This is a genomic window from Streptomyces sp. 3330, from assembly GCF_031456635.1.
Classification (GTDB): Bacteria; Actinomycetota; Actinomycetes; order Streptomycetales; family Streptomycetaceae; genus Streptomyces.
Map to the genome: position 1 here is coordinate 79,375 of NZ_JAVDVA010000012.1, position 12,339 is coordinate 91,713.

Genomic DNA, 12,339 nt, shown 5'->3' on the forward strand with positions numbered 1-12,339 from the left:
CGTCGCACCCGCGTGCGATGCTCGCCCCCGTGGAGACCCGGTCCGTCAGCCCCGTCTTCGTCGGTCGCGCCGACGAGTTGCACACCCTGGACGACGCGCTCTCCCGCGCCACCGCGGGAGAGCCGCAGGCGCTGCTCATCGGCGGTGAGGCCGGCGTCGGCAAGACCAGACTCGTCGAGGAGTTCACCGCGGCCGCCCACCGCGGGGGCGCCGTCGTCGCGCTCGGCGGCTGCGTCGAGATCGGCGCCGACGGACTGCCGTTCGCCCCGTTCTCCACCGCGCTGCGGGCCCTGCGCCGGGCCCTGCCGGACGAACTGGCCGCCGCCGCGGCCGGCCAGGAGGAGGAACTCGCCCGGCTGCTGCCCGAACTGCGGGAGACGGCCCCCGGACGACGCCACGACGAGGAGGGCATGGCCCGCCTCTTCGAACTCACCGCCCGCCTCCTGGAGCGCGTCGCCGCCGAGCGCACGGTCGTGGTCGCCCTGGAGGACCTGCACTGGGCCGACGCCTCCACCCGCCACCTGCTGTCCTACCTGCTGCGCACCCTGCGCACCGGCCGCCTCGTCGTCCTCGCCACCTACCGCGCCGACGACATCCACCGCCGCCATCCGCTGCGCCCCCTGCTCGCCGAGCTCGACCGGCTGCGCACCGTCCAGCGCCTCGAACTCGCCCGCTTCACCCGGGACGAGGTCTGCCGCCAGGTCGCCGGCATCCTCGCCGCCGAACCCGACCCCGCCCAGGTCGACGACATCTTCGAACGCTCCGACGGCAACGCCTTCTTCGTCGAGGAACTCGCCGTCGCGGCACACGAGGGCTGCTGCACCCGCCTCACCGACACCCTGCGCGACCTGCTGCTCGTCCGCGTCGAGGCGCTGCCCGAGAGCGCCCAGAAAGTCGCCCGGATCATCGCCGAGGGCGGCTCCACCGTCGAGTACCGGCTGCTCGACGCCGTCGCCCGGCTCGCCGAGGACGACCTGACCGAGGCCCTGCGCGCCGCCGTCGGCGCCAACATCCTGCTCACCACCCACGACGGCGACGGCTACCGCTTCCGCCACTCCCTGGTCCGTGAGGCCGTGAGCGACGACCTGCTCCCCGGCGAACGCGCCCGCCTCAACCGCCGTTACGCCGAGGCGCTCCAGGCCGACCCGGCCCTCGTCCCCGCCGACGAACGCGTCATGCGGCTGGCGAGCTACTGGTACCACGCGCACGACCCGGCGAAGGCCCTGCCCGCCGTCCTGGACGCCTCCGTCGAGGCCCGCTGCCGACGCGCCCACAGCGAGCAACTACGGCTGCTGGAAAGGGCGATGGAGCTGTGGGATACGGCGCCCGAGGTCACCCGGGCCGCCCTGCGCCCCGTCGACTACACGGAGGCCTATCCTCCGTGCGGCTGCGATCCGGCCACCACACCGCTGCGCTATCTCGACCTGATGGCCGAGGCCGCCGTCGCCGGGCGCTACTGCGGGGAACGCGAACGCGCCCTGAAGATCACCAAGCGGGCGCTGCGCCTGCTGGAGGACGAGGACGATCCGCTGCGCTCCGCCTGGTTCTGGGTGCAGCGCTCCCGGCTGACGCATTCCCTGGGCCGGGGCAGCGGCCGCGAGGAACTGGCCACCGCCCAGGACCTGGTGCGCGGCCTGCCGCCCAACGAGGTGCACGCCGAGGTGCTCACCCACATCGCCAACTGGTCCCTGGTCCACGCCCCCGGCCCCGAGGCCTACGGGGCCGCTGAACGGGCCGTGCAGTACGCCCGCATGGTCGGTGCCCGCGAGATCGAGCTCGACGCCCGCCAGCTCCTCGGCGTCCTCATGGTCGACGCCGGGCACATCGAGGCCGGGCTCGCCGAGCTGCACGAGGTCAGGGAACGGGCGCTCGCCGAGGACACCCCCTCCGTCGCGCTGAACGCCTACGTCAACCTCCCCTCCGAACTGGAGGGGATCGGCCGCTCCCGGGAGGCCGTGCCGATCCTGGAGGAGGGTCTCGCCTTCGCCGAGCGGCACGGACCGCCCGACACCGAGGCCTGGGTGTGGGGCAACCTCGCCGAGTCGCTTCTCTCCCTGGGCCGTTGGGACGAGGCCGACCGTGCCTGCGCCGCCGCCGGACGGGTGGCCCAGGGCGTGGCCGTCCGGGGCTGTCACGCCTGTCTCCGCGCCGAACTCGCCCTCGCCCGCGGCGACCTCACCGAAGCCGGAAGCCAACTGACCGCCGCCCAGGGCTTCTTCGGCTCCCACGAACACGCCCCTCAGCACCAGCTGCCGCTGACCCGCCTCGCCGTCGGACTCGCCGCCGCCCAGGGCCGCCCGCTGGAGGCCCGCGCCCACTTCGCTAGCGCCCTCGAACAGGACTTCCGCCCCGGCACCCAGCGCTACGCCTGGCCCCTGCTGCTCGCCGCGGCCTCCGCCGAGGGCGACGCCCGCGCGACGCCCGCCGCCGACGCCGGGCGCGCCGACCTCGTCGACCGCGTCCGGGCCGCCGCCAAGCGGCTCGCCACGATCGCCCCCGTCTGGCAGGCCCACGAACGCTGGGTCCGCGCCGAACTCCTGCGCGCCGAGGGCCGGACCGATCCGGAGGACTGGTCCGAGGTGGTCGCCGCCTTCGAGTGCCTGGAACGGCCCTACGACCTCGCCCGCACCCGGCACCGCCTGGCCGAGGCGCTGCTCTCCGTCGGCGGCGACGACGAACGCGACCGGGCCGCCGAGCTGCTGCGCCTCGTCCACGCGGTCGCCACGCACCTCGGCGCCCGTCCCCTCGCCGAAGCCGTCGCCCGGCTCGGCCGGCGCGCCCGGCTGCCCCTGGCCCCGGCCGCGATCGAGCCGGACACCGCGGCCGGGCCCGCCGACCCGCTGGCGACGCTGGGTCTGACCAGCCGGGAGCGCGACGTCCTGCGCCTGGTCTCGGACGGCCGCACCAACCGCCAGATCGCCGAGGTGCTCTTCATCTCCCCGAAGACGGCGAGCGTCCACGTCTCGAACATCCTGTCCAAGCTCGACGTCTCGGGCCGCGGCGAGGCGGCGGCGGTGGCGCACCGGCTGGGGCTGTTCCCGCCGGAGGCCGAAGAACGGCTGATCGCGCGATAATGGGGCAGGCCACCAGGGAGGAGCCGTACAGGCGCCGACCGTGATCCGGCCCGGCTTGGGAGAACGATGTTCAACGCATTCGAGGACCTCTTCGCGCCGGGCCGCAAGCACACCCGGGACGAGCAGAACCGGCTGGAACTGACCAGGGAGGACGTCGGCGACGGCGATCCCGGGCGCGGGCCGATAGACCTCGCGTCCGGAAAGGTCGTGGTACGGCCCTCCGAGCCGCCGGCCGACGGGGACGAGTGACCCCGCTCGGCTCACCTCCGGCTCTCAGCTCACCTCCAGCTCCAGGATCCGGTCGTCCCCCTTCGCCGGGTCGCCGCGGCCGTCCGTGTTGCTGGTCGTGACCCACAGCTTGTCGCCGCCCGCCGACACCACCGTGCGCAGCCGGCCGTGGTCGCCCTGGAGGAAGGCCTGCGGGTCCGCCGAGGCCGCCGTGCCCTTCAGCGGGATCCGCCACAGGCGCTGCCCCCTCAGGCCCGCCATCCAGATCGAGCCCTCGGCGTAGGCGATGCCGCTGGGCGAGGCGTCGTCGGTGTGCCACTGGGACACCGGGTCGCGGAACGCGCTGTCGTCGGACCTGCCCTCGGCCGCAGGCCAGCCGTAGTCGGCGCCCGGCGCGATCGCGTTCAGTTCGTCCCACGTGTCCTGGCCGAACTCCGCGGCGAACAGGCGCTGCTTGGAATCCCAGGCCAGCCCCTGCACATTGCGGTGGCCGTACGAGTACACGGCGGAGTCCGGGAACGGGTTGCCGGCGGCCGGCTCGCCCTCCGGGGTCAGCCGGAGGATCTTGCCGCCGAGGGACTTCTTGTCCTGGGCCAGACCCCGGTCGCCGCTCTCGCCGGTGCCGACGTAGAGCAGCCGGTCGGGTCCGAAGGCGATCCGGCCACCGTTGTGGATCATGCCCTTGGGTATGCCCTTGAAGACCGTGTCGGGCGCCCCGAGCTGGTCGCCGGAGGGCCGCGCGGGGTCGTAGATCATCCGGACGACGCGGTTGTCCGAGGCCGAGGTGAAGTAGGCGTAGAGCATGTGGTCCGAGGCGTAGTCGGGGGAGAGGGCGAGGCCCAGCAGACCGCCCTCGCCCGCCGCCGAGACCCCCGGCACCTCGCCCAGCTCGGTCTTCCCGCCCGTCTCCGTGTCCACCCGGGTGATCGTGCCCTCGTCCCGTGAAGCGACCAGGAGGCCGCCCTCGGGGAGGGGTGCGAGGCCCCAGGGCGTGTTCAGGCCCTCGGCGACCGTGCGCACCACCTTGACCGTGCCCTTCGCGGGCGGGGTCGTCTCGGCGGACGGGGAGGCCTGGGCCGCCGTACTGCCCGGGGACGCGCTGGCCGAGGCGGCCGAGGACCCCCCGGCGTCGGAGGAGCAGCCGGCGGTCACCAGCAGAGCACTCGCGGCCAACACGGCCGACACAGCTCGACGTTGCACGATCCTGGTCCCTTCGACGCGGCGGTTCCTGCGGCGGGTCTCACCTGTCCTACGCCGTACACGTCCCACGGGTTCCCGATCCGGGCCTTCGCGACCCGAAAGCGGGACTACTCCCACGATCCCTGGGCCCCGGGCAGCTCCGCCACCTCCGTCAGATCCTGCGGCGTCAGCCGCAGGCCGGCCGCCGCCGCGTTCTCCGCCACCCAGCGCTCCCGCTTGGCGCCCGGGACCGGGATCACGTGCCGGCCCTGGGCGAGCACCCAGGCCAGCGCCACCTGCGCGGCCGTCACGGCCTCGCCGTGCCGGGCGGCGATCCGGCGCAGACCGACGACGATCGGCTGGTTCGCGGCCATCATCTCGGCGGTGAAACGGGGGTGCCGGGCGCGCATGTCGTCCGGTTCGAAGCCCTGGCCGGGGGTGAGCGTGCCGGTGAGGAAGCCGTTGCCCAGCGGCATCGCCGCCAGGAAGCCCACGCCACGCGCCTCGCACCAGGGAAGCAGGGTCTCCAGCGCCTCGGGCGACCACACCGACAGCTCCGCCTCCACGGCGCTCACCGGGAAGACCTGCTGGACGCGCCGCAACTGGCGAATCGTTCCGTCGTACAGCCCGCCGGAACGGCGGCCGCCCCGGGCCCCCACCGCGCACAGCCCGAGCGCCCGCACCTTGCCGGCCCGGACGAGCTCGGCCATCGCGCCCCAGGTCTCCTCGACCGGGACCTCCGGATCGGCCCGGTGCAGCTGGTAGAGGTCGATGACGTCCGTCTGGAGGCGCCGCAGGGAGGCGTCGCAGGCCCGCCGCACGTATCCCGGCCTGCCGTTGGCCACGATGTGCTGCTCGCCGACGAGCAGACCGACCTTCGTCGACACGAACGCGTCCTCGCGCCGCTCCTTCAACGCCCGCCCCACCAGCAGCTCGTTGGTGAACGGGCCGTACATGTCGGCGGTGTCCAGCAGGGACGAGCCCGCGTCCAGCGCCCGGCGCACCGCCCGGAGCGACTCGTCGCCCCGCTGCCGGGACCCGCTGTACGCCCAGCTCATCGGCATGCACCCGAGACCGACGGCACCCACCTCGAGCGCCCCCGCGCCGATCGTCCTGCGCTCCACCTGCCCGTGACCCTCCTTCTCCCGAGCCCCCAACCTAACCTCTGCACGCGCGCGTACCTGACATAGCCTCCTGACCATGAGCGCTGACGTCTGGCTTCCCCTTCCCCCGGAAGAGATCGAGGGCCTCCCGCAGGGGCCGACCTACCGCTTCTGGAACGGTGAGGAGGACTTTCCGGCGGACCCGGCCGACTGCGCCTTCTACGTCGTCCCCTACATGAAGCCCGCGGCTCTCGGGCAGCGCCCGCTGCCGGAGATGACCTCGCTGGAGGTCGTCCAGACCCTGTCCGCCGGCATCGACCACGTGGTGCCGGCCCTCGCCTCGCTGCGGCCCGGCGTGCGGCTCTGCAACGCGCGCGGGGTGCACGAGGCGAGCACGGCCGAGCTCACGCTCACCCTGATCCTCGCGTCGCTGCGCGGCATCCCCGACTTCGTCCGTGCCCAGGACCGGGGGGAGTGGCTCGCCGGGTTCCGGCCCGCGCTCGCCGACAAGAACGTGCTCATCGTCGGGTACGGCTCCATCGGCTCCGCCATCGAGGACCGGCTCGTGCCCTTCGAGGTGGCGCGGGTGGCGCGCGTCGCGCGCTCCTGGCGCACGACGGCGCGCGGCCCCGTGCATCCGATCGCCGAACTTCCCGCCCTGCTGCCCGAAGCGGACGTGGTGATCCTCTGCACGCCGCTGAACGAGAGCACCCTCGGCCTCGTCGACGCCGGTTTCCTGGCCCGGATGAAGGACGGCGCGCTGCTCGTGAACGTGGCCCGCGGCGGGGTCGTCGACACCGAGGCCCTGCTCGACGAGGTCGGGAGCGGCCGTCTCACCGCGGCGCTGGACGTCACCGATCCCGAGCCGCTCCCCCCGGGCCACCCGCTGTGGAGCGCGCCGGGCGTCCTCGTGAGCCCGCACGTCGGCGGACCCACCTCCGCCTTCCTGCCCCGCGCGGTGCGGTTGCTGGTGGACCAGTTGGGCCGCTTCGTGAACCGGGAGCCGCTGCGCAACGTGATCCTCACTACGGGCACGGCGAACGGATCGTGACGGGCGGGGCACACCTGTAGCCGGGTTCGGGCACCCTCCGCAGTCCTCCGGACGCGGTCCGTACCTCTTCCGGGCGCATATGCCGATGATCGTCACGCAGCGTAGAGGAACTATGTCCCTGAGTGACGAGACTGGTGTATCGTCCCGACAGGGGCTACGCCGCGCACGTTCGGCGTCAGGGATGGACATTTCAGACTTGTGAGGGGGGCGACGGGCGATGCACGGCCTATGGACGAACGATCCGACGCGGCGGAGCCGCCGGCGGCGACCCTGGCGCTCCACCACGCGCCGACACGGTCACGGAACTCACCCCGGCCGCCACCGCCACCGGTGCGCCGGCCAGGGCAAGCACGCGCCACCGGCGGTCCGGGACCCGAGGGATCCGGGAGTGACGCGGACCGGGAGGACCCGGTGAGTCCGCCGCCGACCTCCACGTCCGTCCTCGACGGAGCGCTGCGGACGCAGCCTTCGGCGGGGGCGCCGCGCACCGCGCCGCCGTCCACGGGCGCCACCGGGACCCATCTGGTCCACCAACTGCTGCTGGCCCTCCTGAGCGCGGGATACGCCGTCGGTTCCGCGCTCGGCTGGGGCTCCGACCGACTCGCGCTGATCATGGGCGACTTCGGACTGACCGCCGCTGCGGGCACCGCCGCCGTGTCCTGCTTCCTCTACGCGCGCCGCCGCCGCGTCCGCTTTCGACCCGCCTGGCTGCTGTTCTCGATCTCCTCGGCGATGGCGGCCCTCGGCAACCTGGTCTGGGGCTGGTACGAGGTGGTCCTGGGGCGGCCGGTGCCCAGCCCCAGCTTCGCCGACCTGTTCTTCCTGTGCTTCGCGCCCCCCGCCATCGTGGGGCTGCTCGTGCTCGCCGCCCGTCCCATGTCGAAGGCGGGCTGGGTCTGTCTGGCCCTGGACGCCTGGCTGATCGCGGGCTCGCTGCTCACCCTGTCCTGGAGCCTCGCGCTCGCCCAGGCGGCGAAGTTCGACGGACCGAGCGTGGCGCACGCCGCCCTGTCGCTCGCGTACCCGCTGCTCGACATCGCCCTGGTGAGCATGGTCCTGGTACTGCACTTCCGGCGTACGGCGGTGAACCGCACGGCGGTCAACACGGCCGTCGGCGCGCTCGCGTTGACCGTGATGTGCGACGCCCTGTTCACCTCCCCGCTGCTGCACAACAACTACCGCTCGGGCCAGCTCCTCGACGCGGGCTGGTTCGCGGGCTCGCTGCTCCTGGCGTACGCGCCCTGGGCCGCCTCCCGCCAGCAGCGGTCGGCCGCGGATGAGGGGCACACGCGTGTGGTGCACGAACACGTACCCGGCCAGCGCCCCACCGGGCGCCCCCACGGACCGTCACGCACGACGGACGCCGCGTCCGCACAGACGTCCGCACACGCGTCCGCGCACCCGTCCGCACAGGCGGCCGCCCAGCGCCCGGACCAGGCCGCTCCCCAGGGCGGCGATCACAGCCGGTACCCGGTCACCCGGCCCATCACCGGTTCCCTGGCCGCCCTCACGCCCTATCTCGCCGCCGCCGTCTGCACCCTGGGCATCCTCTACAACGTGCTCAACGGCCGCAGCGTCGACCGCGTGGTGCTGCTGACCGGCGGCACGGTCGTGCTCGCCCTCGTCGTGCGCCAGGGGATCATGCTGCTCGACAACATCACCCTCACCCAGGAACTGGCGCAGAAGGAGAACCACTTCCGCTCCCTGGTGCAGGGCTCCAGCGACGTCATCATGATCGCCGCGCCCAGCGGCGTCCTGCGCTATGTCTCCCCGGCCGCCGCCGGGGTGTACGGCCGGCCGGCCGAGGATCTGGTGGGTTCCGAACTGGCCGACCTCATCCACCCCGAGGACCTGGGCTGCGTGGTGCACGAGGTGCGCCGTTTCCTCGCCGCCAACCCCCTGGAGGAACCGACCACACGCATCGAGTGCCGCTTCCGCTCGGGCGACGGGGGCGCCTCCCGCTCGAACGGAGCCGAGAGCGGGGAGGGCTGGCTCAACGTCGAGTCGACCGTCAACCGCCATCACGGCGGCTTGATCTTCAACAGCCGGGACGTGACCGAGCGCGTCCGGCTGCAGGCGCAGCTCCAGCACAACGCCGAACACGACCCGCTCACCGACCTGCCCAACCGGGCGCTGTTCACCCGGCGCGTCCAGCAGGCCCTGTCCGGCCGCCGCAGCTCCGACCGGGGTCCGGCGCTGCGCAACACGGCGGTCCTCTTCATCGACCTCGACGGCTTCAAGGCCGTCAACGACACGATCGGCCACGCCGCCGGCGACGAACTGCTCGTCCAGGCCGCCCGCAGGCTCCAGGACGCGGTCCGCAAGGGAGACACCGCCTCCCGCCTGGGCGGCGACGAGTTCGCGGCCCTCATCGTCGGCGACGGCACCCGCGACCGAGCCGCCAGGGAACGCCACATAGTGGAACTCGCCGACCGCCTCAGGCTCACGCTGTCGCAGCCCTACCTCATCGACGGCAACGAGGTCCGGGTCGCCGCCTCCATCGGCGTCGCCTTCGCCGAAGCCGGCCTGGGCGCCGGTGAGCTGCTGCGCAACGCCGACCTCGCCATGTACCGCGCCAAGGCGGGCGGCAAGGGCCGGGTCGAGCTGTACAAGCCGCAGATGCAGCAGGACGTCGTACGCAAGGCGGAGCTGGCCACGCGGCTGCGTGCCGCGCTGCACGACGGCGAGTTCGCGCTGCTGCACCAGCCCGTCGTGCGTCTGGAGGACGGCCGGATCTCGTCGGTCGCCGCCCAGGCCCGCTGGCGCTCCTCCCAAGGGGTGCTCTTCACGCCCGCCGAGTTCCTGCGGGTCGCGGAGGACGGCGACAGGACGGCCGAGCTGGGGCGCTGGATGCTGGAGGAGGCGGTCGAACAGGCCGCCGACCGGGCCGCGAGCGGGCTCACCCTGCCGGTGGTCGTGCGGGTGGGCGCCCGGCGGCTGCTGGACCGGTCGCTGCCGCTGGGCTCGGTGGAGGCGCTGCTGACCCGGCACGGGCTGCCGTCGGGATCCCTGGTGGTCGAGCTGTCCGACACCGATCCGAGGGTGCCGCTGGACGAGCTGGAGCGCCGGCTGGGGGCGCTGCGGCGCCTCGGGGTGCGGATCGCCCTCGACGGCTTCGGCAGCGGCTACGCGGCCCTCACGGCGCTGCGGCGGCTCCCCGTCGACGTGCTCCGGCTCGACCGCTCGCTGGTCGAGGGGGTCGTCGAGTCCGCGCGGCTGCACAAGATCACCAGCGGGCTGCTGCGGATCGCCACCGATCTCGGGCTCCAGTCCGTCGCCGAGGGCGTGGATCTGCCCGAGCAGGTGGTCGCCCTGCGCGCGATGGGCTGCACGCACGGCCAGGGCATGGCTTTCTCCGGGCCGCTCGACGAGTACCGGCTGCGCCGGGCGCTCGCGACCGGCCGCTATCCGGTGCCGCACGGGCCGGCCGAGCCCGCGTTCGCGGGCGGTGGCGCGGGGGTGTACACCGGTGGTGTCCACGCCGGCGGAGTGTCCGGCGGTGTCACGGCCGTCCTGGGGAGCGGAAGTGCCCTTCGCTCACATAATGAGACGCCCGTCCCACCCACTTGACAGTCGGTGCGCGCCGGGGGGAGGGTCAATGCCATGCGCACCCGAATTCTCGTACTTGGAAAGCGCGTCGGCTGAAGCTGGTGACGCTCCGGACGGACCCGGAACTCCCAGCGACCCCACCCGGCGCGCTCCCCTCGCTTGCCTTTTGGCACGAGGGGTTTTTTGTTGCACAAAACCCGCCGCGGCACTCGTGCCGCAGCGGAAAAGCTCCCCCCACGCAAGACCCCAGCGAAACCCTCAGTAAAACCCTCAGCATCGAGAAGAGAATGCCGATGACCGAGCAGGCCACCGGGGCCCATCCGCAGCCGCGGCCCCGATCCGGAGGACACTCCGCGACCGTCGAGCACGTGACGGGTGCGCAGTCCCTCATCCGTTCTCTCGAGGAGGTCGGCGCCGACACGGTATTCGGCATTCCCGGCGGCACGATCCTGCCCGCCTACGACCCGATGATGGACTCGACGAGGGTCCGCCACGTCCTGGTCCGCCACGAGCAGGGCGCGGGGCACGCGGCCACCGGCTACGCGCAGGCCACCGGCCGGGTGGGCGTGTGCATGGCCACCTCGGGCCCGGGCGCCACCAACCTGGTGACCCCGATCGCCGACGCCCACATGGACTCGGTGCCGCTCGTGGCGATCACCGGCCAGGTGGCGTCGAAGGCGATCGGCACGGACGCCTTCCAGGAGGCGGACATCGTCGGCATCACCATGCCGATCACCAAGCACAGCTTCCTGGTCACCAAGGCCGAGGACATCCCCCGGGTGATCGCGCAGGCCTTCCACATCGCCTCCACCGGCCGCCCCGGCCCGGTCCTGGTCGACATCCCCAAGGACATCCTCCAGACGAGGACGACGTTCTCCTGGCCGCCGGTCATGGACCTGCCCGGCTACCGCCCGGTGACCAAGCCGCACGCCAAGCAGATCCGTGAGGCCGCCAAGCTGATCACCGCCGCCAAGCGGCCGATCCTGTACGTCGGCGGCGGTGTCGTCAAGGCCGGCGCCACCGCCGAGCTGAAGGTCCTCGCCGAGCTGACCGGCGCCCCCGTCACCACCACGCTGATGGCGCTGGGCGCGTTCCCCGACAGCCACCCGCAGCACCTGGGCATGCCGGGCATGCACGGCTCGGTGGCCGCCGTCACCGGTCTCCAGAAGGCCGACCTGATCGTCGCCCTCGGCGCCCGCTTCGACGACCGCGTCACGGGCAAGCTCGACAGCTTCGCCCCCTACGCCAAGATCGTGCACGCGGACATCGACCCGGCGGAGATCGGCAAGAACCGCGCCGCCGACGTGCCGATCGTCGGTGACGCCCGCGAGGTCATCGCCGATCTGATCCAGGCGGTGCAGAAGGAGCACAGCGAGGGCCAGACCGGCGACTACACCGCCTGGTGGAAGGACCTCGACCGCTGGCGCGAGACCTATCCGCTGGGCTACGACCAGCCCGGCGACGGCTCGCTCTCGCCGCAGCAGGTCATCGAGCGCGTCGGACAGCTCGCCCCCGAGGGCACGATCTTCACGGCGGGCGTCGGCCAGCACCAGATGTGGGCCGCCCACTTCATCCAGTACGACAAGCCCTCCACCTGGCTGAACTCCGGCGGCGCGGGCACGATGGGCTACGCCGTCCCGGCCGCGATGGGCGCCAAGGCGGGCGCGCCCGCGCGGACCGTCTGGGCCATCGACGGCGACGGCTGCTTCCAGATGACCAACCAGGAACTCACCACCTGCGCCCTGAACAACATCCCGATCAAGGTCGCCATCATCAACAACGGCGCCCTCGGTATGGTCCGCCAGTGGCAGACCCTGTTCTACAACCAGCGCTACTCCAACACCGTGCTGCACTCCGGCCCCAACGACGTCAACCCGGACGCCCGCGGTACGCGCGTCCCCGACTTCGTGAAGCTGTCGGAGGCCATGGGCTGCTACGCGATCCGCTGCGAGTCCCCGGACGACCTCGACAAGGTCATCGAGGAGGCGAACTCCATCAACGACCGTCCCGTCGTCGTCGACTTCATCGTCCACGAGGACGCGATGGTGTGGCCGATGGTCGCCGCCGGCACCTCCAACGACGAGATCCTGGCCGCACGGGACGTCCGCCCCGACTTCGGCGACAACGAAGACGACTGAGCGAGAGAGACGTAAGA

The 12,339-nt window shown here is 72.9% G+C and carries 7 protein-coding genes; 5 read left to right on the forward strand and 2 right to left on the reverse strand.

What is annotated here, in order from left to right:
* Positions 1-17: 17 nt before the first annotated feature.
* Positions 18-3,074: an AAA family ATPase gene (locus tag J2X68_RS21065; RefSeq protein WP_310434091.1), complete on the forward strand. Its 3,057-nt coding sequence runs from the start codon at positions 18-20 to the stop codon at positions 3,072-3,074.
* 66 nt (positions 3,075-3,140) lie between these two features.
* The gene (locus tag J2X68_RS21070; protein ID WP_310434092.1) at positions 3,141-3,323 is read left to right on the forward strand and encodes a DUF6191 domain-containing protein; all 183 of its coding nucleotides are present in this window, start codon (positions 3,141-3,143) and stop codon (positions 3,321-3,323) included.
* Between the two features lie 24 nt (positions 3,324-3,347).
* Here J2X68_RS21070 and J2X68_RS21075 read toward each other — a convergent pair whose 3' ends face one another.
* Entirely contained in the window at positions 3,348-4,487 is a 1,140-nt protein-coding gene (locus J2X68_RS21075; RefSeq protein WP_310434093.1) for a PQQ-dependent sugar dehydrogenase, read from the reverse strand.
* A 122-nt stretch (positions 4,488-4,609) separates the two neighbouring features.
* Positions 4,610-5,605 carry an aldo/keto reductase gene (locus tag J2X68_RS21080; RefSeq protein ID WP_310434094.1) on the reverse strand — a complete coding sequence of 332 codons (996 nt, stop codon included), beginning with the start codon at positions 5,603-5,605 and terminating at the stop codon, positions 4,610-4,612.
* A gap of 76 nt (positions 5,606-5,681) precedes the next feature.
* On the opposite strand from J2X68_RS21080, the gene J2X68_RS21085 reads away from it, so the two are divergent.
* The 3 genes from J2X68_RS21085 to J2X68_RS21095 all read left to right on the forward strand — a co-directional run bounded on the left by J2X68_RS21085 (position 5,682) and on the right by J2X68_RS21095 (position 12,322).
* Positions 5,682-6,635, forward strand: coding sequence for a 2-hydroxyacid dehydrogenase (locus J2X68_RS21085; RefSeq protein ID WP_310434095.1), 954 nt, complete (start codon positions 5,682-5,684; stop codon positions 6,633-6,635).
* A 411-nt stretch (positions 6,636-7,046) separates the two neighbouring features.
* The gene (locus J2X68_RS21090; RefSeq protein WP_310434096.1) at positions 7,047-10,205 is read left to right on the forward strand and encodes an EAL domain-containing protein; all 3,159 of its coding nucleotides are present in this window, start codon (positions 7,047-7,049) and stop codon (positions 10,203-10,205) included.
* 272 nt (positions 10,206-10,477) lie between these two features.
* Positions 10,478-12,322, forward strand: a complete 1,845-nt coding sequence (locus J2X68_RS21095) for an acetolactate synthase large subunit (RefSeq protein WP_310434097.1) — start codon at positions 10,478-10,480, stop codon at positions 12,320-12,322.
* Positions 12,323-12,339 lie beyond the last annotated feature (17 nt).